Origin of the sequence: Pseudomonas sp. BN505 (assembly GCF_029873175.1) — a bacterium.
Taxonomy (GTDB): Bacteria; Pseudomonadota; Gammaproteobacteria; order Pseudomonadales; family Pseudomonadaceae; genus Aquipseudomonas; species Aquipseudomonas putida.
Genome location: NZ_SSOI01000026.1, coordinates 80,534 through 101,342, shown reverse-complemented (window position 1 = coordinate 101,342; position 20,809 = coordinate 80,534). Strand labels below are relative to the sequence as shown.

18 protein-coding genes are annotated in these 20,809 nt (G+C 65.1%); all 18 read right to left on the bottom strand.

Annotation, left to right across the window (positions count from 1 at the left end):
* Positions 1 to 34: 34 nt before the first annotated feature.
* On the bottom strand, positions 35 to 448 hold the full coding sequence (locus E8E78_RS05590) for a curli assembly protein CsgF (RefSeq protein WP_049274057.1): 414 nt from the start codon (positions 446 to 448) through the stop codon (positions 35 to 37).
* A complete protein-coding gene (gene csgE / locus E8E78_RS05585) occupies positions 445 to 840 on the bottom strand; it encodes a curli production assembly/transport protein CsgE (protein ID WP_016499463.1) in 396 nt (131 codons plus the stop codon). The genes E8E78_RS05590 and csgE overlap by 4 nt, the downstream gene beginning before the upstream one ends.
* A complete protein-coding gene (locus E8E78_RS05580) occupies positions 837 to 1,364 on the bottom strand; it encodes a type II secretion system protein (protein WP_049274056.1) in 528 nt (175 codons plus the stop codon). Before E8E78_RS05580 ends, csgE begins: the two co-directional genes overlap by 4 nt.
* On the bottom strand, positions 1,339 to 1,713 hold the full coding sequence (locus E8E78_RS05575) for a type II secretion system protein (protein WP_012272103.1): 375 nt from the start codon (positions 1,711 to 1,713) through the stop codon (positions 1,339 to 1,341). The genes E8E78_RS05580 and E8E78_RS05575 overlap by 26 nt, the downstream gene beginning before the upstream one ends.
* Before the next feature lie 5 nt (positions 1,714 to 1,718).
* The gene (locus E8E78_RS05570; RefSeq protein ID WP_016499461.1) at positions 1,719 to 2,198 is read right to left on the bottom strand and encodes a type II secretion system protein; all 480 of its coding nucleotides are present in this window, start codon (positions 2,196 to 2,198) and stop codon (positions 1,719 to 1,721) included.
* The gene (locus E8E78_RS05565; RefSeq protein WP_049274053.1) at positions 2,195 to 4,060 is read right to left on the bottom strand and encodes a secretin N-terminal domain-containing protein; all 1,866 of its coding nucleotides are present in this window, start codon (positions 4,058 to 4,060) and stop codon (positions 2,195 to 2,197) included. The genes E8E78_RS05570 and E8E78_RS05565 overlap by 4 nt, the downstream gene beginning before the upstream one ends.
* On the bottom strand, positions 4,057 to 4,581 hold the full coding sequence (locus E8E78_RS05560; protein ID WP_049274051.1) for a hypothetical protein: 525 nt from the start codon (positions 4,579 to 4,581) through the stop codon (positions 4,057 to 4,059). The genes E8E78_RS05565 and E8E78_RS05560 overlap by 4 nt, the downstream gene beginning before the upstream one ends.
* Complete coding sequence (gene pilO / locus E8E78_RS05555; protein ID WP_016499458.1) at positions 4,581 to 5,144, bottom strand: type 4a pilus biogenesis protein PilO; 564 nt, start codon at positions 5,142 to 5,144, stop codon at positions 4,581 to 4,583. The genes E8E78_RS05560 and pilO overlap by 1 nt, the downstream gene beginning before the upstream one ends.
* Entirely contained in the window at positions 5,131 to 5,673 is a 543-nt protein-coding gene (locus E8E78_RS05550; RefSeq protein WP_016499457.1) for a hypothetical protein, read from the bottom strand. The genes pilO and E8E78_RS05550 overlap by 14 nt, the downstream gene beginning before the upstream one ends.
* A gap of 1 nt (position 5,674) precedes the next feature.
* The gene (locus E8E78_RS05545; RefSeq protein ID WP_059395366.1) at positions 5,675 to 6,460 is read right to left on the bottom strand and encodes a hypothetical protein; all 786 of its coding nucleotides are present in this window, start codon (positions 6,458 to 6,460) and stop codon (positions 5,675 to 5,677) included.
* Positions 6,444 to 8,117 (bottom strand): GspE/PulE family protein, encoded by a 1,674-nt coding sequence (locus E8E78_RS05540; RefSeq protein ID WP_016499455.1) that lies wholly within the window; start codon positions 8,115 to 8,117, stop codon positions 6,444 to 6,446. Before E8E78_RS05540 ends, E8E78_RS05545 begins: the two co-directional genes overlap by 17 nt.
* A gap of 184 nt (positions 8,118 to 8,301) precedes the next feature.
* Positions 8,302 to 8,835 (bottom strand): response regulator, encoded by a 534-nt coding sequence (locus tag E8E78_RS05535; RefSeq protein WP_049273640.1) that lies wholly within the window; start codon positions 8,833 to 8,835, stop codon positions 8,302 to 8,304.
* Between the two features lie 249 nt (positions 8,836 to 9,084).
* Positions 9,085 to 9,726, bottom strand: coding sequence for a SurA N-terminal domain-containing protein (locus E8E78_RS05530; protein ID WP_049273631.1), 642 nt, complete (start codon positions 9,724 to 9,726; stop codon positions 9,085 to 9,087).
* Positions 9,727 to 9,738: 12 nt separating this feature from the next.
* Positions 9,739 to 11,223, bottom strand: coding sequence for an ABC transporter substrate-binding protein (locus E8E78_RS05525; protein ID WP_280313341.1), 1,485 nt, complete (start codon positions 11,221 to 11,223; stop codon positions 9,739 to 9,741).
* Positions 11,224 to 11,432: 209 nt separating this feature from the next.
* Positions 11,433 to 12,098, bottom strand: coding sequence for an SCO family protein (locus E8E78_RS05520; protein WP_061204109.1), 666 nt, complete (start codon positions 12,096 to 12,098; stop codon positions 11,433 to 11,435).
* Entirely contained in the window at positions 12,095 to 12,751 is a 657-nt protein-coding gene (locus E8E78_RS05515; RefSeq protein ID WP_016499450.1) for an SCO family protein, read from the bottom strand. Before E8E78_RS05515 ends, E8E78_RS05520 begins: the two co-directional genes overlap by 4 nt.
* On the bottom strand, positions 12,748 to 14,724 hold the full coding sequence (locus E8E78_RS05510) for a cytochrome D1 domain-containing protein (RefSeq protein WP_016499449.1): 1,977 nt from the start codon (positions 14,722 to 14,724) through the stop codon (positions 12,748 to 12,750). The genes E8E78_RS05515 and E8E78_RS05510 overlap by 4 nt, the downstream gene beginning before the upstream one ends.
* Positions 14,725 to 14,742: 18 nt before the next feature.
* Positions 14,743 to 20,604, bottom strand: coding sequence for a manganese-oxidizing multicopper oxidase MnxG (gene mnxG, locus E8E78_RS05505; RefSeq protein ID WP_084967036.1), 5,862 nt, complete (start codon positions 20,602 to 20,604; stop codon positions 14,743 to 14,745).
* Between the last annotated feature and the right edge of the window lie 205 nt (positions 20,605 to 20,809).

Here is a 20,809-nt window from a genome sequence, read left to right as displayed (position 1 = left end):
GGTGTTCTCTCCCCAACATAAAAGCCTTTCCCTCTCAGGGGTTCAGGCCGCTGACCTCAATGATCGAAATTTCTCCTGTGGCACGATCGGTGACCTTGATGCTCAAGGCCCCTGAATCGTCGATGACGTCGATGAGAAACGCATCGGTCGCCATGCTGCCGGTGCTGCCGTTGCTGATGTTGTCCAGCAACTGCGACAACATCCGCGACTCCAGCTGGTTGCTGAAGCGCTCCAGGGCCGTGGTGCCGGTAAAGGCCGAGGCACGGTCCTTGAGGTCGGGGTCGTCGTAATCGTTTTGCGCCTGGGCGTTGTTCAGCAACCAGGTGCCGTTCAACGGGTTGCCGCCAAAGGCCGGGTTGACCGGGGTGTACACCAGCTCGGTGGCCTGGGTAGCGCAAGCGCTGGCCAGCAGGCAGGCGGCGATGCAACGTGGAATGCGGTGGTTCATAGCTCGTCCCTCTCCAAGTCGGTGGTGTCCTGTAGCAGGCGTTGCAGCTTGCGTTGAATGATTTGCTGCTTGACCAGGTCGGCGGCTGCCACGGCCTCGTCTTTGAGCTCGGTGGTGTTTGGTGGCAGGAAGCGGCGGTACATCACTTCACGCTCGAACTCCACGGTGACCAGGCTGCCCCAGCGGGCATCCGGGCGTTCGCGTACCACCAGGTTGAAGTCCAGGCGGCTGGTGGCGCGCAGGCGGTCGGCGAAGTAGTAGTAAAAGTCGTGGCCGATGTGCGAAATGGTGTTGTCGACGATGAAGCCCTGCATCTCGTCTTCGTCCCCGGCCTTGGCCGAAGTGGCCAACGCCAGCAGCAGGCCCAGGCACAGCGCAGCCAAGGTATTCATGGCGTGTCTCCCGGGCCGCTGTGGGTCTGCACGCCGCCGGCGCTTTCACTGAAGGCCTGCTCGGCGACGAACTGCCAGTCGCTGTAGTGTTCCAGCCCTTCGAAAGCGCTCCATTCGGCGCTGAAGCCACTGCGCTTGAACGGGGTGGCGTCCGAGCGGCTGTACACGCCGGTGATGCGGCCGTCGATTGCACGCAGCAGGCCCCACTCGTCGCTGTTGGTGATGGGGTCTGGGTACAGCCGACGAATGTGCCGCTGGGCCTGCGGGAAGCGGTTGTCCTGCAGCAGGTCGGCCAGCGCCTGCGGGTATTGGGCCAGGCCCGGCGAGGCACGGTAGTAGCTGCGCAAGGCTTGGGCGTACTGGCTGCCCACCCACAGCAACTGGCGCTCGCGATCACGCTGGGCGGCGCTGGCCCAGATCGTGCCAGTGGCGGCCAGGGCCACACTGCTGACCGCAATCAGCAGCAGCACACCCAGGTAGGTAAAGCCACGCTCGGCCTTACCATTCAGCGAAGAGGCTGCCATCACGCGCCCTCCCTGTGGCACCGCTCTTGATATCCGCCACGCCGCCGGCCACGCCTTCGGGCGGTGGCACCAGCTGCCAGGCATCGCTGCGCTCCGTGATCGGGTCGACCGGGGTGTTGCGCAGGTAACGTTGCTCCACCAACTGCTCCAGCGAGTCCGGGTAGTGACCGGTGTCGCCGTAGTAGTGGTCCAGCGACTCGCGCAGCACCGCCAGGCTTTGGCGCAGCGTGGCTTCACGGGAGCTTTCCAGGCTGTTGAAGTAGCGCGGCATGGCGATGGTCATCAGCGTGGCGATGATCGCCATGACCACCAGCAGTTCGATCAGGGTGAAGCCTTTGCTGCGTTTCATGGCTGTCACCATTGCCCGTAGGGGATGCTGTTGAGGCCTTTGCCACGGGCCCTGGAATACACGTCGAACACGTCTTCGCCTTCGCGCGGGTTGTCGGGGCTGCTGTCATAGGCGCGCAGGCCCCAGCCGCCTTCGTCTTCATCCTTGGCCGCCACCAGCGGGTCATGCGGGATGCGCCGCAGGAAGTAGAACTTGGCGCCCTTGGCGCTGCGCACATCGCGCACACCGTCCACCAGCACCTGCAGGTTCGGTGGATAGCCGCTGGCGTCCAGGCGCTTCTCGATGTAGCCAGCGTCGAAGGCCCGCTTGTAGGCGTCGATGGCATCACGAATCTGGTACAGCGCCTCGCGCAGTTGCTGCTCCTTGCCGCGGCGCACCACGGTTTCGGTCAGTGGCGCGGCCATGCTGGCCAGCAGCCCAAGCAGGGCCAGGGTCAGCACCACTTCGATCAGGCTGAAGCCCTGCATGCGGCGCCGGGCTTTCATGGCCGTGGGCTCCCGTTGGCCGGGGCCACTGCCATCTGGCTGTCCACGACCGGTGCGTCGGTAGCCGGCGCGTTGCCGGGCACGTCCATTGGCGGTAGCGGGGCCATCTGACGTACCTGCATGGCCGACTCGGTGCCAGTGGAGAACTCCATGTCCGACGGGCTCTGGTACGGCAGGTTGCGCACGATGCGCGGGGTAATAGCCAGCACCAGCTCGGACTTGCTCATGTCGTCCTTGTTGCTGCCGAACAGCCGGCCCAGGCCGGGGATGTCACCCAGCCCCGGGATCTTGTTGCCGCTGGCGTTGTGGTCGTTGCGCACCAGGCCGGCCAGTACCTGGGTTTCGCCATCGTGCAGGCGCAGGGTGGTCTGGGCATTGCGGGTGTCGACCTGGACCGGGATGGTGCCCTGGCGGGTAGCCTCCAGCGGGGTGGCGTTACTGACTTCCAGGGCCACCTTGATCGCCACTTCGTTGTTCAGGTGCACGGTGGGTTGCACCTCAAGCTTGAGACCCACGTCCAGGTAGGTGACGCTTTCAGTGATTACCGGGCCCTGGGTGGACGGCACCGAAGTGGCGCTGATGATCGGCACTCGCTGGCCGATGTGAATACGTGCCTGCTCGCGGTTGCTGACGCGGATCACCGGGCTGGCCAGGGTATTGATGTCCTTGTCCTGGGCATTGATCTTGGCCTGCGGTGCCGGCCCGATGCTGATGCGGCTGGAGTCGATGCCCCTCAGCTGGTCGAGCACGCTGACCGGTTTGCCGTCGGAAGTCAGCACGCCGAACGTGTTGGGCCATTGCAGGCCAAGGTCGAGGATGCGTGAGGTTGCCACTTCCATCACCTCCACTTCCAGCACCACTTCGGGGTTGGACTGGTCCTGCGATTGCAGCAGCTTTTCGGCCATGCGCACGGCATCGGGGGTGTCGCGCATGGTCAGGGTGTTGAGGCGCTCGTCGACGAACACGTCGCGGGTCTTGAGCATGGTCTTGACCATGTTCAGCGCGGTGTTGGCGTCGATGCTGGTCAGGTAGAAGGTGCGCATGACCAGTTCCTGGTAGTCCTTGGTCTTCTGCGGCGAGTCGGGGTACACCATCAGGGTGTTGTCGTTGACGATCTTCTGGCGCAGCTGGTTCTGCTCCAGCAGCAGCGCCACGGCGTCTTCGATGCGCACTTCACGCACGAAGATGGTGGCCTTCATGTCCGGGCGAAGGTCTTTGTCGAAGATGAAATTGATGCCGGCGACCTGGGACAGCACTTCAAAAATGGTCTTCAGGTTGGCATCACGAAACTCCAGGGTGACCGGCCGGTCCAGCTTGCTGCGCAGCTGCGGGAAGGGTTGCGCGGTGCGCGCCTGGACATTCTCGATGTCGCTGCGCAGGGCCATGCCCTTCTGGTTTTGCGGGTCCAGGCGCAGCACTTCGCGCATGTAACGCTCGGCACCGAACAGGTCGCCCTGGCGCAACGCTGCCTGGCCCAGGGCCACGCGCTCGTCGAGGGTACGGATCAGTTCCAGCTGGCGCGTACCTTCCTGGGCGCGGCGGTTGTTCGGCTCCAGGGTAAGCACCCGGCCATAGCCCATGCGGGCGTTGGCAAAGTCGTGGCGGATGCGGTCGGCATCGGCCTGGGTGATCAGCGCCTCGACTGCTGCCTGACGGCTGTGGGCCAGGGCGATGTTCAGCTCGGTATCACGCGGGTCATCGCGCAGGGCTTCTTCCAGCCGGGCGATACCGGCTTCGTACTGGCCCTCCTTCATCAACTGGTCGCTGTCCTTGCGTACCGCACTGGAGCCGCAGCCGGCAATGGCCACGCACAACGCCAACAGCAGGAACGGAGCAGGCTTGCACAGCTTTGACGACTTCATGGTGCGCTCCCGACAGACAAGGTCTGCGACTGGTGCAAAGGCAGGTAGACCAGGCTCAGCTCGCTGGCCGATACCCGATCGAGGCGATACGTGTCTTCGATGACGTCGCCCTGGCGCACGACGTAGAGTTTTTCGCCGCTCTGCAGGAAGATCTGCAGGTCGTTGTCGTTGCCCATGCGGCCGATGAACTGGAACGGCAGTTCCGGGGCGGTCGGCGCTGCGGCCACGATGGGCGCGACAGCCACGGGTTGTTCGGTGACGGTGGCCAGGGCTTGGGGTTTGGTCCATTGCTGGGTTGGGAACAGATCTCTGGAGGCCTGTTCCGGCCCTTTCGCGGCTAAAGCCGCTCCCACAGGTTCGGCGTTGCCCACAACTCCTGTGGGAGCGGCGGTGCGGCGATCCGACTTGCCCGCGAAGGCCGCAACGCTATCTTCCTGGTCAAACCAGTGCCCTGGTGCCCAGGCGAGGACTGCGCTCACGCCGAGGAAGCTGGCCCAGATGACTGCACGTTGTGTGTTCATCATGACCTCGACAGGTAAAGGGTCATGCGCAGGCGGGCATTCAGCTCGCTGTCGCCGATGCGTTTGCGTTGCAGCTCGAGGTCTTCCAGCACCAAGGTCGGCAGCTGCTTGAGCAGGCCTTTGATAAAGGCGCGAATCTGCGGGTAGCTGCCGCGCACCGGCAGCACGATCTGGTAGCGCGCCAGCTGGGTCTTGGGATCGACGCCCAAGGCGTACTCACCGCGCGCCAGGCTGATGTGCTCGGCGCTGGCCAGGTGGTACAGGCGCTCGATCAGCTCGCTGGCCTGGGGCTGCCCCGGCAATTGCTGGCGCAGGCTGTCGAGGGCCTGCTGCTCGGGCTTGACGGCGATCTTCACCTCGCCACGCTTGACCCGCCCGACCTGAACGCTGGCGTCCGCTTCGGTGGCGCGCAGTTCACGCACGCTCTGCCACTGCGGCAGCAACCCGGCGCACACCACGCCCAGCGCCAGCACGCCCACGGCGACGGCGGCCAGGCCAACCGGGCCGACGCGGCGCAGGCGTTCCTGGAGGATCAGGCTGTTCAGCGATTCAAGGGCGCGCATGGCCAGTCTCCCAGGTGGCGGTGAGCGTGAAGCGCACCGGGTGCTCGGGCTGCGCGGCCAACACCTCATGGTTGAGCAGCGATACATCGCTGAGCTCATCGCTGGCTTCCAGGCGCTGGTGGTACTGCAGCATCGCTTCCAGGTTGCGTGCTTCCGCGGCGATACGGACCTGGCCTTTGCGCGCGTCCGGGGTCAGGCCGAGCAGCGCCACATCGTCCTGCGGCAAGGCTTCGAGCATGGCGAACAGCTGCTGCCAGGGGCGTTGCAGTTGTTGCGACACGCTGCGCATCTGGGCCAGCCGCTCGGCCTGCTCACGGCTGGCAGCAGTACTTTGCGGGGCCACGGTGGCCGGGCGGCGGCCCAGTTGCAGCTCCAGGCTGTGCACGCTGGCCTCAAGGTCTACCTGCTCGGTCTGCAAATGCTGTTGCAGCAATACCAGGCCGGCGACCACGGCGCAGCCCAGGGCCAGCAGCGACCAGGCCAGTGGGCCGCTGCGCCGGGGTTGGAATTCCAGTTCGAGGCGGCGCATGTCAAGCCACCGCCCGCCACATGGCGCACAGCGGGTCGGCTTCGCTGGCCGGCTGGCACAGCTGCACCGCCGCCAGTTGCGGCACGTCGCCCCGGCCCGGGGCATGCAGGTACACCCGTGGCAGGTGCTCGCCATACAGCTCGCAGGTGCGCTCGATCAACGCTTGCAGGGCCTGGTCGCTGTCGGCGCAGCCTTGCGTCAGCACTTGCTGCCAGGCGCCGCCAGCGGCCAGCAGCAGCACGCTGCGGCGCGGCTCGGCCAGCACGAACAGGAAGTCGCCCTGCTCCAGCTGCGGCGAGCAGCGGTTATAGGCAGCCATCAGGTACGGCTGCACCGAGCGCAGGCTCAGGCGGGTTTCCCGGCCCAGCCCCTGCAACCGTTGCAGCAGGGCTTCGGGCAGCGCCGTGGCGATGCGGGCGGCACCGGCAGGCTCAGGCGACAGCACGATACGCCAGTCGTCCAACGGCTGCCCGTAGAGGTTTTCGAAGCAGGCCCGGGCATAGGCGTCCAGCTCGCGCGGGTGGCCGATGGCATCACTCCAGGGCACCAGGCAGAAGCGGCTGTAGCGGGCCGACAACAGCACCCGCAACTGGGCGCCCCGTACAGCATGCTCGGCCAACAGCCCGGCCAGCGCGTCGACGGCGGCGTCCCAGGCAGGCTGGGCGGCGTCGCAACTGAACTCGCGGCTGCCCAGCCACTGGTGTTGGTGTTTGTGTTTGTGCCAGCAACCCAAGCCGACACCCTCGGCGCCGACCACGGCACAGAAACGATCAGATGAATGTGACACGGTTGATCTCCTCAAGTGTGGTGCGGCCATCGCGGACCAGGTCCAGGGCCGAAGCCCGCAGCAGGCGCAGGCCACGCTGGCAGGCGAGGGTCTTGATTTGCGAGAGGGGGCGGCGCTCGACAATCATCTGCCGCAGGTCGTCGTCCAGGTGCAGCAGTTCGGCGATGGCGCTGCGGCCGCGAAAGCCGCTGCCCCGGCACTGGCCGCAGCCCTGCACGCGGACGAACTTCCAGCCGGCCACGCCCTCACGGGTCAGGCCCGAGCCGTACAGGGTGTCGTCATCCACCTCGCAGGGGCTGGAGCAATGGGTGCAGGCCAGGCGGATCAGGCGCTGGGCCAGCACCGCGTTCAGCGCGGAAACAAAGCTGTAGGGGTCGACCTGCATCTGGCTGAAGCGGCCGATCACGTCGAATACGTTGTTGGCGTGGATGGTGGTGAACACCAGGTGGCCGGTGAGCGCCGACTGCACGGCAATTTGCGCGGTGTCCGGGTCGCGGATCTCACCCACCAGGATCTTGTCCGGGTCGTGGCGCAAGATGGAGCGCAGGCCGCGGGCGAAGGTCAGGCCCTTCTTCTCGTTGACCGGGATCTGCAACACGCCGGGCAGTTGGTACTCGACCGGGTCTTCGATGGTGATGATCTTGTCCACGCCGTGGTTGATCTCGCTGATCATGGCGTACAGGGTGGTGGTCTTGCCGCTGCCGGTGGGGCCGGTGACCAGGATCATGCCGTAGGGTTCGGCAGCCAGCCGGCGCAGCGCGCGCAGGGTTTCGTCGGCAAAGCCCAGGGCCTGCAGTTGCACGCCGCTGACCCGGTCGGACAAGTCCTGCTTGTCGAGCACCCGCAGCACGGCGTCTTCGCCAAAGATGCTGGGCATGATCGATACCCTGAAATCGATTTGCCGGTCACCCACGGCAACCTTGAAGCGGCCGTCCTGGGGCACGCGTTTTTCGCCAATGTCCAGTTCAGCCATGACCTTGATGCGCGAGATCACCTGGTCGGCGAAGGCGCTGCCACTGGCCTTGCCGGCGCCGTTGAGCACGCCGTCGATGCGGTACTTGATGGTCAGGCCCTGGCCGGTCATGCCCAGGTGGATGTCGCTGGCGTGCAGCTTGAGGGCGTCATACAGGGTGGAGTTGACCAGCTTGACCACGCGGCTCTGGTCTTCGCTGATGCTGGCCAACGAAAGGCGTTGCAGCGGGTCGCCTTCGCTGCTGGCCTCGGCGTCATGGTCAAGGGCATCGACGGCGTGGAAGCTTTCTTCGTGGCGGGCAAGGAAGGTCGCCAGTTCGGCGGCGTGGGCCAGGTACAGCGGCGCGCCTTGCAGTACATCATCGATCCAGGCCAGGCGGGCGGGGTCGAAGGGGTCGGCGAACACGCCCAACAGCTGGCCGCCCTGCTCGATCAGCACGAATTCGCGCTTCAGGCACGCGGCTAGACTGACCTTGTCAAAGCGTGGGCTGCTGGCCAGCAGGGTGTGGCTGTCCAGCACCGGGTAATGCAGGGTCAGGCCCAGGCGACGGGTGAAGGTAGCGGGGTTGTCGCAAGCAAGGCGTTCGAGGCAGTTGAGCAGGCGCTCGTCGCTGGCTTGCAGACGGGCCTGGGCCAGCAGGTCGCGGGGGTAGGCCGAGAATGGTGCCGGATTCTTCGCGGGCATGCCCGCTCCCACAGGTTCACTGCAAACCTGAAGATCGCGCGATTCCTGTGGGAGCGGGTTTACCCGCGAAGAGGCCGGTGCAGGCTGTTGCAAATCCCGGGTTGCATCGAATGCTTCTGGCATGGCCTGCGACTCCGCTCAGGGGGCGCGTCGCAGGCTGGCTCAGCCAGGGGTGCGGGCGCCGCTATTCCCCTGTGAGCAGTTGATCGTCGTCGGGCCCTGGTGGCTTGGCGCCATTGCGGCGGCGGTCAGCCAACACCCAGCTCCCATCGTACAACTGCAGGGGGAACGATTCGTTCCTGTTCTGGCGTCGTTCGACGAACCCTTCAGCCGGGTTGTCCGTGGCCCTGCGCCGGCGCTCAATGCCCATCAGGTCGAAGATTGCACGGGCCAGTTCCACCAAGGGGAACGGCTTGAACAGGACATGGCTCACACCTAGCTCCGCGGCCCGCTCACGCACCTCGACGGTGGGGTGGGCGGTGATCAGCATGAAGTGGCACTGCCTGTTCTTGCGTACAGCCTCCAGAACCTGAAAACCTTCCATGTCGGGCAAGCGGTAATCCAGCACGATCACTTGTGGCGCCAGGCGCTCAGCCTGTTCGATACCACTAGCACCGTCGTGGGCAACATGAACTTCCAGGCCTTGCGCCTGCAAGTACGCTTGCAGGTTCTGCGCAAGGGTCTGTTCGTCATCGACTACCAATACTCTGTTCACCAAGGTCGACTCCCAAGAACTGCCCGGTTTCCCGGTCTGCGAAGTGCGCCCTTGTACAAGCTTGAGCAGGCTTCGTGCCAGGCGTGAATAGTCATGTTGCACCGCTGTAAGTCATTGATTTGCAAAAGGTGCCACCCAGCACCCAGTACACGGCGGGCAGGCACACCCGCCCGCTTCCCCACAACCGGGGAAACTGATGGCACATTGCCAAACCCTAATTCCCCAGCATTGGGGGGAACGCCACCAGGGGCTTCAGTCAGCGATCTCCACTTTAGCGGAATTGCGCAAACGTTGGCGCACAGACTTGCGCGCTTGCGCCTCGCGCTCACCGATGAGCGCGGCCCTGGCCAGGACCAGGCCCTGTTCGTGTATGACCGAAGGGTTAACACTTTGGTTCTGCGCTCCTTGCAGTGTTTCACGGTTGGCATCATAGAATGCTTGCACTTCGGCCGGGCTCGGCGCGTCGACTGCGCTGAGCTGGGCATACACCTGCTGGGCCGCCATGTCTTGCCGGGTGTACTCAGTGTACTGTGCCCTGTCAAAGCCCGCCTCTGCCAGACGCCGTTCAAAAATTGCCGGGCTGCCGAACGCAGCTTCTACCTCGCCGACATGCGCCGACACCTGCGCGTCGCTGATGGCGATGCCTTGTCGCCGGGCCTCCTGCCACAGCAGCTCCTTGTCGATCAGCTCATCCAGCGCCTGATCGCGCAGGCGCTTGTAAAGCCCCGGGTTGCGGATGCTGGTCACCGCGCGGCCCTGGGCGGCCAGGTATTCGCTGAAATAGCGCTCCAGGCGCGTCAGCCCAATCTCCACGCCATTGACCCGTGCAGCAGGTACATCGGCCCAGCTCGCCTTGGCCATTACCAGCAACAGGCACAGCAACACAATACGCATGGCAACCTCCACTCAAAGGCTGTCCGGCACCGGCCGGTAAGGGGTAACTGCGGTGAAACGCGGCCCGGGCAGGGCCACCGCCACTACATGGGCACCGGCCATGCCCTGACGGCGACCGGGGCCAAAGCCCAGCGCCGGGGTCAGGCCGGTAGACACATCGTGCAAGCCTTCCAGTGCGCCAATCAGTTGTTCACGGCTGGCATCACGGCCAATCTGTTTCAGCGCTTCGCTCAGCAGGCGCAGGGCGCACAAGGTATTGACCTGCAACGACGCCTGGCGTGGGTCCAGGCCCTGGCGCTGCTGCAGCCCGGCGAGGGTGGCCAGGCCCTGCTCGGTCCAGTCTTCGGGGACATAGGGGTAGGCCAGAAACACCCGTTGCGACCATTGCTCGGGCAACCGCGCCACGGCGCCGGCCACCTGGCCGGACGCAGCGAACAGGTAGGGCTGGCGGCCTGCGGCCTGCAACGCCGTCGCCAGCTCGACAAATGCCTGGGCGCGGCCAAGGAAGACGATGCCCTGCCCGTCCACGGCCTGGCCCTCGAAGGCCTCGATGGCGGGCGGCGCCCAGCCTTCCTGCAACAGGCGCTCACGTACCTGCTCGGCCGCCTCTGCCTGGTCGCTGCCGGCGTACACCACGCGCATGTCGCCCGGTGCCAGGCCCAACCCTGCACGGGCGTGGCCCGCCAGGCTCAGCAATTGCGCAGGTAAGCCGGGCAGCGGGTCGAAGATCTGCGCGCTGCCGCCGCTGCGCGGGGTACTGCCAATCAGGGGTACATTCTGTGGTGCCAGCAAGGTTGTCAGGCGCAGGTCGAGCATCGGTGCCAAAAGCGAAATCAGCGCGAATACGCGCTCTTGCTCCAGCAACTGCTGCAAGGCCTGCTCGGCGCTGGCCGCGTCGAAACCAGGGTCCAGCACAACCAGCTGCAGGTGCCGCCCATGAATGCCGCCTTGCTGGTTGAGTTGCGCCACCCCGTCTTCCAGTACCGCACGTACCACCTGCCCGGCTTCGGCCAGCGGGCCGGACGCCGGCAGCAAGGTGCCCAGGCGCAGTACGCCCTCCTCTATGCCGGGGTCGCGTTCCTCGGCCAGGCGTTTCAGGTAGGCGGTAAGGTTGCGCTGGTCAGCCATGGTCAGTTCGAAGCGTGGCATGGCCGGGTCCAGCTGATTGCCCGCCGGGTCTACGCCATGCTGGATGGCCCGGGCCAGGCTGCGCTCGGTATACGCCGGGTAGCTGCGGCCATTGGCTTCGCGTGCGCCCTGGCCTTGTGCCAGGCGTTGCCAGTCCAGGTTGGGTGGGCGCACGCCGCCTTCGGCCCGGCCACGGCCGTCGTTGCCGTGACAGCTGGCGCAGGGCAGCACGCTGGCGGGCACACTGATGTCGCTGGCACCGACCCGGGCCTGCAATTGTGCATCGCTGCTGGAGACGCCCTCGCGGTAGAGGCGTTTGCCGGCTTGTTCGTGTTCGGTCAGGTCAAGGGCTGAGGCAAAAGGTGCCATGCCCAGCAAGCATGCCAAGCAGATCGAAAGCCCGGTGCGAATACTTGTGGGAGCGGCCTTGCGTCGCGAAAGGAGCGCGCAGCGCTCCCCGCTTTCTGGGTTGAGGCTGCCATTGCCGGGGCTGCTGCGCAGCCCTTTCGCGACGCAAGGCCGCTCCCACAAAGGCTGCCCTCTCAGTCGTTGACTCCACGGGGATCGCACCATGGCAATCACCGGCCTGCCAAGGGCTGGGTCAGCAGTTGCATGCGCTGGGCTATGGCCGCCGGTGGGGCATCCGGGCGGATCTTGCTCCAGCGTTTGCCCGCCACATCGCCGGCAATCAGCTGCGTGGAGTGCTGCTCGGGGCTGGGCAGGAACTGGCCAATACGGCCAAGCACCAGGTCGACATTGGCCTTGTCACCGGTCAGGAACAGCCAGTTCGGCCCATCAACCCCCTGCTTCGCGGCAAACGCCTTGAGTACTTGCGGGGTATCGTTGAGCGGGTCGCTGCTGATCGACACAAAGGTCACCTGGCTGGCCAGTTGCTGGCCCATGGCCTCGCGCACTTCGCGCAGCTTGCGGGTGATCAGCGGGCAGGCGTCGGTGCAGTGGGTGAAGATCACGTTCAGCATCACCACCTTGTCCTTGAGTACATCACTGTAAAAACGCAGCTCGCGGCCGTTCTGGTCCTTCAGCACGGTATCGGTGAACCAGGTCTGGGCATCGCGGGTGCCGCCGCCACTGGTCATCGCCTGGGGGGCGGGCTGTGGCTCGGGGGCCTGCTCCAGGTGGCCTTCATGGGCGAACGCCACAGAAGCGAGAATCCACAGGCAGCCGCCCAGCACCAGCCAGTCGAAAGCGCGCATGCCGCCGCGGCGGGAGGTTACAGAGCTCATGGTTGCACCTCATGGTGGTCGGCAATGGCCGTACTTTTGGCATGCACCCGGCGGGCGCTGAGACGGTTGATTTCTTCAATCAGTACGGTGGGGTCGGTGAAGCCGTAGTAGCGGGTCCAGTGCCCGCTGCGCCCGTCACCCACCAGGATCAGCGGCGGGTGCTGGCTGAGGTCGGCGCTGAAGCTGCCCAGGCCCTTGAGGGTTTCGGTGACAGCGTACGGGGTGCCGGTCAGCCAGCTCCAGCCTGGCCCCTTCTGGAAGGCCTTGGCGTAGTCTTGCAGGCGCTTGGCGTCGTCACGCTGCGGGTCGACGCTGATCGACACCATGTGGATTTCTTCGCCTACCCGGCCACCCAGCTGTTGCTGGACCTTGCCCATGATCGACGACACCACCGGGCACACCGTGGTGCAGCTGGTGTAGATGAAGCCCATGACCACCAAGTGGTCACCGACCAGGTCCTTCTCCAGGCGCACCGGCATGCCGTCCTGGTTCAGCAGGGAAACGTCGGCAAAACGTACACTGGTCTTTTCCTGGCGCGCCGCCGGTGGCTGTTCGGCGTGGCCCTTGTGATCGTGGCCGGCGTGGGCCAGGGCCAGGTTGCTGGCCAGTGCCAGGCTCAGGGCCAGCAGTTGGAAAGAATGCTTGGCGTTCATCGCACACTCCTCATTTCAGTCTGGGAAGCGTTGGTTGCTGCGGCCGGCAGGATGCGCAGGCTGGTGTAGTTTTCTTCGGCAAACTTGCGCCCCAGCGATGGCGACTGCACATGCAGGTACCAGGCGCCGGCTTCGGGCAGTGTCAGGGCTGCCTGATAGACACCCTCACCCACTTCCTGCAACTGCAGGTTGCGCGGCATCGACGACGGCGCCAGGAAGTAGCGCAGGCTCAGGTCGTTCAGGCCCAGGCGTGGCTGGCCGTCGTCACCGACGATACGCACCCGTGCGGTAATGGCGCTGTGCTGCGGCATTGGTTGGTCCAGGCCGATGAACTCGGCATGCGCGGCCTTGCGCTTGCCGGCATTGGGCGCTTCGGCGACATCGGCGCTGAAGCAGTGGATGATCTGCGGCTGGTTGAGCAGGAAGGCCACGTCGAACTTGCCGGCAGCGGGCAGTTTCACCGTCGAGCCGTACACCCCGGGCGCCACCTCGCGCAGGCTGCGGTCAACGACCAGGGCAGCGCGGGCCTGGTGACCACGGTTGTTGTAGCCGGACATCGGCGCGTTCATGCCCTCGGCGTAGAAGTAGGTGGTGTTGTCCACCGGGTTGACCACGAACACCGAATTGTCATCACGCGACACCGACAACCCCTGGGCCAGTGGCAGGTCACCGGCCTGGCGCGGCGCTGCCGGGCCAGCCTCGAAGCCCTGCACGATCGGCGAGCGCCCTTCGCCCAGGCTGGACAGGTTGATCATGGTCACTTTCGGCGAGGCCAGACCACGCACATAGGCATAGCCCTTGGTAAAGGTCAGCTGGTAGGGTTCGGCCGCTACCGGGATGTGGTGGATCAGCTTGTCGGTACTGGCATCGATCACCAGTGCCTGGCTCTCAAGGGTGTTGAGCACCACGCCGTAGCGGCCATCGCTGCTGAAGCGCATCGGCCCCAGGCCCTGCTCGGCCTTGACCATATGGCGCAGCTCGTGGCTGCGGGCATCGAACACCCGCACGCTGCCTTCCTCGCCATCGACCACGTAAACGGCCTGGGACAGCGCCGAGTAGCTGACCGACAGCGGGTGCGGGCCAACCTTGATGGTTTTGGCAAGGCGCATTTGCGGGATATCAATGACGCTCAGGGTGCCGCTGTCGCGGTTGCTGACGTAGGCAAAACGCGAGTCTGCGCTGAAGGCAATTTCGTGGTGCCCGGTGCCGGTGTTGAAGCTTTTCAGGGTGGTACGCCCTGGCACGTCGATCACCGTCACCCCACCCTTGGCCGGGTCACTGCTGTTGTTGCCCACCCACAACCGGTGCTGGTCGGGTTGCAAGGCCACGCGCAGCGGCTGGTCACCGGCGTCCAGGTCGGCCACGCGGGTGAAGGTTTCGGTATCGATCACCGCCACCTTGCCGCGCTCGGGGATCGACACGAACACCTGCTTGTCATCGCTGGTGGCCACCCAGTCCATGGGCCGCCCGGGCAGGTCGATGCGGGCCATGGTGCTGGTCACGCCGCCCACCGAAACGGTCGGGTCGATCACCGTCAGGCTGGCGTCGTTGTTGAGCATCAACAGGAAGTAGCTGTTCAGGTCGAGCAGCGGCCGGGCGCCGATGCTGCTCTTGAGAAACAGCGCAACCCGCGCCTTGCAGCTTTGGTTGCGGTCGCCTACCGGCGCCGACTGCGCCGGGTCGATCCACGCCCCCGGGGCCATGCCCGACAGCGGCTGGCCACTGGTCTGGTCGCTGACCTTGAAGCGGATATTGGCGAAGGCGCCTTCCTTCAACTCGCCCCCGGCCAGCGGCCGGGCCTCGAACTCCACGGTCACGCCGTCCCGGCTGAGCCGGTGCAGGGCCTGCGGGTCGGCAGGTTCCTGCAACAGCTCGCGGGGATCGCACCAGAGCTTTTCATACGCCACGCCCAGGCCGATCAGCGCTACCCCCAGCAATACCCCCAAGTAAGCAGGGCGAGTCTTTTTGTTCATGCTCGCGCTCCCCTTCCGTCACTGCGCCGGGGCCGTTGCCGGCGGCGCTTCGTTGGTCACCCGCAGAATCCCCCACAGCCCCGAGAGGTTGCCGTATGCGGCGTAGTCGCGGAACAGGTAGTCACCTGCCACCGCATTTGCACCACCGGCACTCGGCAGCATGAAACTGAAGTGCGCCGCAGGCAGTACGCTCTCCTGGGCACCGATGTACATGGCCATCGGGTTGTAGCCAAAGCGCACCGAACCGATGCCAGGCAGGCTCATCGGGTAGCCGTCCACGTCACTCTTCTCGGCCTGGTAGTTGTGCAGTGGCCACAGGTGCCCGTCCAGCTGGTAGGTGATGCCACGGCTGCCACCGCTGGGCATCAGCACATGGCTGCGCACCGGCTGGCCAGGCTTGGCGTACAGCACCGGGGTTTGCGGGTCACCGCCAACCAAGGCGTTGCTGTAGGCCATGTGCGCGTTGGGCACATCGGCGAAGCCGAAGCCGTCGGCATGGCCGAACGGTGCATCCGGCGCCAGGCCAAAGCGCAGCCACAGCGGTTCGGTCTTGTAGTTCATGGCCATGTTGCCGTTGTCTTTCGGGTCCCCCGGCACGCCATTGCCTTCGGTGGCGATGCCTTCGACCGGGCGGCCGTCAGCCCAGCGCATGTTCATCGAGCGCTGCCACACCGTTACCAGGTCGCGGTAATCGGGTTGCCCAGTGACCTTGACCGTGGCCTGGGCCCGGCTGGCGGTGTCCTCGGTCCAGGTCGCGGTCTGCGGCAAGATGCTCATGCCACCCACCAGGCCTTTTTGTGGCTGCTTGATGAAGTCCGACGGCATCAGGTTCAGGCCACCAAACTCGATTGCCGTGGTGTTGATGTTGTCCACCGTGCGGCCCAGTTGCAGCACTGGTTTGCCCTCACGTTCCAGGTGGCCGGCGTAGTACTGGTACACCCGGCTCGGGTAGGCACCGCTGTTGCCCACCCGGGGTGGCACGGTCTGCACCGGGTTGGCACCCACGTTGGCGCCGTCGGACTTGGTGATGTCGTAGGCCAGCAACTGGGCATGCAGGCCCACATGGCTGGACGGCCGCATCAGGTTGTTGTTGAAGGCGGTGGAGCCTTCGCTGTCGAAGCGGTCACGCTTGACCACGTTCTGCATCACGGCCGTGCTTGGCAGGTCTGGCATGACCTGTGGCAGGCGGTTTTCCAGGGTGATGCTGATGCAGTCCCCGGCGTTGGCACGCAGCACCAGCGGCTCCACCGGTACGCCGGCCTTGAGCTTGCCGGTGGTGGCGTCCAGGTCGGCCTTGCGCACATACAGCACGGCGGTCGGGTCATGCAGCGGCGCACTGTGGCCCCCCACGGTAAAGGTGGTGCCGTCTTCCTCATCGACAACCGTCACCTGCGGGATGCTGGTCTTGCGGCTGTTGAACACCAGGGTGCCGCCATTGGCCTTCAGCGGGCCGCCGACATGCTGGCCCACACCGGCCGGGTCGTTGATGCTGACGCCGTTGCGGTTCTCGAGGATGTCGTTGGCCAGCACCGCGACAATCTCGTAGCTGCGCTTGACGGTGGTACGGGTACCGATGCCGTTGGGGTTGGCCGTGGTTTTCGGGCAGATGCCGTCAAAGTTCACGGTGTTGCGCATGGCCACGGGTTGCGTGTTGTTCGGCAGCGGGAACAGGTCGGCGCGTTGCGCGGTGTAGTTGCGCATCACCCCCCAGATGCCGTTCCAGTAGCCTTCCAGGGCTGCGTCCATGGAGTACAGGTAATCGCCGTTGGTGGCAGCCGAACTGGAAATCATCGACACCGGCGCCATGAAGCCCATCTGTTCGGAGATACCGATCATCTGCGAGGCCTTCCAGCCCGAGTTGGAGCTGGTACCGAAGCCCGAACCGTTCTGCAGCCACTTCACGCCGTGCAAGGTCACGTTGTGCTCCTCCTCGTGGCCACCGGCGTGCAGGCGCAGCCGTACGTTGTCCCCGGAGTAGGTGCGCAGCATGGGCGTGAACGGGTCACCCGGCTCGCTGCCGGCCTTGTTGATGTGGGGTGGGAACAGTGTGGTACCGCCGGTCGGGCCAACCGCCGAAGTGATCGCCGAAGGCGCCAGGTTCATGGCCGGGATCGCACGGTCGGTACGGCTCTGCAAGGCATAGCTCAGGTCGCCGGCCAGGCCGTCTGCCTGCATGCCGCGCTTGCCATCGGGGCCGACCTTGTTCGGGTCGAATACCCGCAGGGCCAGCGGCTCGTTGCGGTAGTTGACGACGAACATGCCCGGGTCATCGACCGAAATCGCCTGCGGGCAAGGCCGGCTTGGGCAGCCGGGGGCCAGGCCACCGCGCGACTCGACCACCGATTCAAGCAGATTGGATGCCTTCTGCCTCACCGGCGGGTTGATGGCGTAGCGGAAACTGTCGGCCGTGGCCGGGTACGCCTGGCCACTGGGGATACCGTCCGGGCCTGCGCCCACGTAGACGCCCGCTTCATAGGCATGCTGGAAGTCGCTGTACTCAAGGAAGAACTCACGGTAGCTGTCGTTCTTGCCATCACCATCGTGGTCGCCAGTCTTGATCACCGCTTGCCACGAGGTCGGCCCGCCATCCTGGCGTGTGGCCGGGTTGTACAGTTGCTCGCCGGTTTCGGCGTGGTACCAGGTAGAGCCGGCCGGTTCGGCCAGCACGGTTGCATACAGCCCCAGCTGCTGGTGGGTGGATGGGCCGAGGTGGTCGTGGGTAAAGATGGTGCCCAGGCCACGGTCGACGTTGTTCACGTTCACCAGCGGGTCGGCAAACCAGCGTTGCATGGCCGTGCGCGCACCCAGCCAGTCGGCCCGGCCAAAGCGGCCGAAGTACGGGTGCTGCCTGGCTTTCGGGCACGCGGCGGTGCCATCGCGGCTGTCGCCCTCGGTGCAGCCGTTGTAGGCGCGGATGGCATGCACACGCTCGACCACGCTGCCGGGCGAGAGCACCCCGTCTTCATAGTTCCAGCCATTGGCCGAGCCGTCGGCGGCAGTCAGGTCCCACTTGGGCAGGTGGATGTGCTGGCCGATCACGTCGGTCGGGGTGCGCACCTGGTAGTCGTCCATTTCGTAGTACGACGGGATCAGGTTGGTGTGGGTATACATGGTGCAGTCGAAGGTGTTCATGCGCATCACCAGTGGCTCTGGCGGGCGCTGCTTGGTAATCACCGGCCAGGCGTCTTCCCACAGCGCCAGGATACGCGCCTGCGGGAAGTGGTAGCCGACCTTGTTGTACACCGCGTCGAACTGGATGTTGGCACCTTTGTAGATGCGCGGGCGGTCGGCGGTAAAGGTGGACGAACCACGGAAGCTCATGCCAGTCAGGCTCTCACCACTCGCAAACTCGCCTACCCCCGAGGTTTGGGTCAGGCGCTTGCCGCGGTCATCCATGCAAGGCTCGTAGAACGGCGCGCCGGCAGTGGGCAAGGCGCCGTTGGTGCGGAAGGCCTTTGCCACCGGCTGGCTGCCGGGGATCAGGGCGAAGCTGGGGTGCTCGGCCTTGGCGTGGAACTGCATGGCGGCCTGCTCGACATCGGTTCCTTCTTCGGGCAGGTAGATGGGCTTGGCCTTGTGCACCACCTTGGAGAAGTCCAGCTTGGTGGTGGTGGTCACAGCCTCGCCACCGGCGGATACACCGTCCAGCGCATGACGGCCCAGGCCGCCATCCCAGCCGTCTACCTGGTTGGCGTCGAGGTTGGCCCACAGGGCCTTGCCGCTGTCTTTCAGCTGCCGGGCCAGGGCCGGGTCGAGCATGTCCAGCGGCGGGGTTGGCGGGCGGTTGCCGACGCTGCTTTCCATGCCACCGATCCAGAACGGGTAGCCTGGGTTTTTCAGGGTGCCATCAGCGTTGCGGTTGGCATCAGTGCGGTCGACCAGCGCCAGTGAGCCGACGGCTTTGCGCACCGGCGCCTGGTTGGCGTGGTCGTCATCGCCTTCGTCCTCGTTTTCGCCATCATCGTCGTTGGCGGCGACCAGTTGCTCAGACAGTTTGGGTACCACCACCACCTTGCCAGGCATTGGCGCCATGGCTTTGCCAGGCAGCGGCACGATAGCCGGGATAGGCGTACCGGCAATGATTTCGCCATCCGGCAATGCCCGGGCGCCAGCAGCCGGCTTGCCGCTGCGCAGGGCAAACGGGGTGCTGTGGAAACCATTCTCGCCCTGCCCGCTTACTTCCAGCCGGGTGCCCTCTTCGAACACATCGTGTACCCGCCACATGGCCCACATGCCTTGGGCAAAGTGCGGGTAGAAGTGGCAGTGGTAGATGGCATCGCCCGCCACGCGGTTGCGGTTGCCCGAACCACCGTTGGCAATCTCGTAGGTGTAACCGATACCCGGGCCAATGCCCTGGGCGTCGATGTAGTCGGAGTTGTCGTCGTTGGGGTTGAACAGCCACTGGTGGCCATGCAGGTGGAAGATGTGCTGCTCATGGCCATTGTGGGTGTTGCGGAACTTGGTGAAATCGCCAATGTAGCTGTGGTGCACGTTGGCAGGCTCGGCCGGGTACAGCGCCATACTGGCCTTTACCCCCACGGCGCTGGCGGGCGGCGTCTGGCCTGGCCGAATGTTCTCCAGGCCGACGTTGGCCGGCACGTCCACCAGGGTACCGATATCGCCCACGGTGTGTGCGCTGAGGAAGAACTCTTCGTAGGCGCACGATAGGCAGTCATGCATCGGCCCCACACCCAGGCGGTTGGCGACCACTTCAGCGCCCATGCCGCCGGAGCCGTAGTTGATCATGAACGAATCGCGCGTTGGCTCCAGCACATGCCCCATCACCGGGTCCGCCCAGTAGCCGGGGAAGGCCTGGGTGGCGGCCACTTCATCGGCGAACTGCGAGGCAAAGTCGCGGAATGCTTCCAGACGGTTGGGCAATGCGGGGTTGCGCTTGTTGACGCTTTCCAGCGGGTAGGTCGAACGCGGGAAGCTGCCGTCCGGGTTTGGCCCCATGACAATGGCGTCGGTCTCGCTGTTGAGAATTTCATTGCCGTCGACCATGGCAATGATCGGCTTGCCGGCCTTGCCCTCGCTGATCCACGGTTGAGTCTGCGGGTATCGGGCCTGGTAATCGATGACCGGTTGGCCGGTGGCGGTACGCCCGGTGGTGGCCAGGCGCATTTCTTCTTCGGTCAAGGTGTTGCGGAAGGTTCGCCCACCTTTGGGGACGACCACCACCTGGCCAAACAGGCCATTGGCGACGTTACCTGCCCCACCCTGGCCGCCAAAAGTAGCGCCCTGGCTGGTGGCAGCAAAGGCCCCCTCGCGCTCGGCGTACAGGGTGTAGCTGCGGGTGTTGCCGGGCGACACCAGGAAATTGCCATTGCGGCCGGTGTTGGCGGCGATATCGCCAATGCTGTTGACCGCCTGCATGCCGTTCACCTGGAAGCCGACATGCCGGTCATTCACCTGCTCATCAGCGACGAAATCCTCACCGCCTTCGTTCTCGACCTCGTTCTCCGTGCCTTCCTCTTCGCCTTCGGCTTCGTTTTCCTCTGGGTCGATGCCGTGCTTGTTGGGGTTGGCCTGGTAGGCCAGCAGGTTGGTCAGGTTGACCGTGAGGCAGTCACCGGCGGCTACCCGCAGCACAATCGGCCGTGGGCGCTTGTCCGGGCGCAGGGTGACCTTGCCCGGTACAGCGGCCCCGCCCTTGCTGAGGGGGACTTGCTTGTCGTCCACCACATCTTCACGAAGCGCGAACATCATGCCATTGGCGTTTTGCGCGCCAAGGCGGTTGAACATCAGTGGCTGGTCCAGTGCCACCAAATTGGCGACCAAGGTGCGCTGGCACTGCACGGCCGCCTCGCTGGTCGATTCCCAACCTAACAAGGCCAGAACGAGTGATGACAGAAGGGGGCCTTTGCGTGGCGTAGACATGCTGCACCTCCGGGACAAGGGAACTCTGCGGAGGAGTGGAGCAAGGTGTATGCCAGGAGAAGATAGCTAATATTTTCAAATGGTTGCGTAGGTAACCGAATCGGATTGGGGAGGATCACCCGGCGGTTTTCCCCGATTTGGGGGCAACGGGTTGCATGATTTGAAGGCGACGCAATCGCTGTGGGAGCGGCCGTGGCCGCGAACA

What these genes read in the sequence shown, in the direction of transcription:
- E8E78_RS05540 (WP_016499455.1), bottom strand. Translation starts at nt 8,117, where the DNA reads ATGCCCGCGAAGAATCCGGCACCATTCTCGGCCTACCCCCGCGACCTG.
- E8E78_RS05575 (WP_012272103.1), bottom strand. Translation starts at nt 1,713, where the DNA reads ATGAAACGCAGCAAAGGCTTCACCCTGATCGAACTGCTGGTGGTCATG.
- E8E78_RS05510 (WP_016499449.1), bottom strand. Translation starts at nt 14,724, where the DNA reads ATGAACAAAAAGACTCGCCCTGCTTACTTGGGGGTATTGCTGGGGGTA.
- E8E78_RS05515 (WP_016499450.1), bottom strand. Translation starts at nt 12,751, where the DNA reads ATGAACGCCAAGCATTCTTTCCAACTGCTGGCCCTGAGCCTGGCACTG.
- E8E78_RS05580 (WP_049274056.1), bottom strand. Translation starts at nt 1,364, where the DNA reads ATGGCAGCCTCTTCGCTGAATGGTAAGGCCGAGCGTGGCTTTACCTAC.
- E8E78_RS05520 (WP_061204109.1), bottom strand. Translation starts at nt 12,098, where the DNA reads ATGAGCTCTGTAACCTCCCGCCGCGGCGGCATGCGCGCTTTCGACTGG.
- csgE (WP_016499463.1), bottom strand. Translation starts at nt 840, where the DNA reads ATGAATACCTTGGCTGCGCTGTGCCTGGGCCTGCTGCTGGCGTTGGCC.
- E8E78_RS05560 (WP_049274051.1), bottom strand. Translation starts at nt 4,581, where the DNA reads ATGAACACACAACGTGCAGTCATCTGGGCCAGCTTCCTCGGCGTGAGC.
- E8E78_RS05525 (WP_280313341.1), bottom strand. Translation starts at nt 11,223, where the DNA reads ATGGCACCTTTTGCCTCAGCCCTTGACCTGACCGAACACGAACAAGCC.
- pilO (WP_016499458.1), bottom strand. Translation starts at nt 5,144, where the DNA reads ATGCGCGCCCTTGAATCGCTGAACAGCCTGATCCTCCAGGAACGCCTG.
- E8E78_RS05570 (WP_016499461.1), bottom strand. Translation starts at nt 2,198, where the DNA reads ATGAAAGCCCGGCGCCGCATGCAGGGCTTCAGCCTGATCGAAGTGGTG.
- mnxG (WP_084967036.1), bottom strand. Translation starts at nt 20,604, where the DNA reads ATGTCTACGCCACGCAAAGGCCCCCTTCTGTCATCACTCGTTCTGGCC.
- E8E78_RS05530 (WP_049273631.1), bottom strand. Translation starts at nt 9,726, where the DNA reads ATGCGTATTGTGTTGCTGTGCCTGTTGCTGGTAATGGCCAAGGCGAGC.
- E8E78_RS05550 (WP_016499457.1), bottom strand. Translation starts at nt 5,673, where the DNA reads ATGCGCCGCCTCGAACTGGAATTCCAACCCCGGCGCAGCGGCCCACTG.
- E8E78_RS05565 (WP_049274053.1), bottom strand. Translation starts at nt 4,060, where the DNA reads ATGAAGTCGTCAAAGCTGTGCAAGCCTGCTCCGTTCCTGCTGTTGGCG.
- E8E78_RS05590 (WP_049274057.1), bottom strand. Translation starts at nt 448, where the DNA reads ATGAACCACCGCATTCCACGTTGCATCGCCGCCTGCCTGCTGGCCAGC.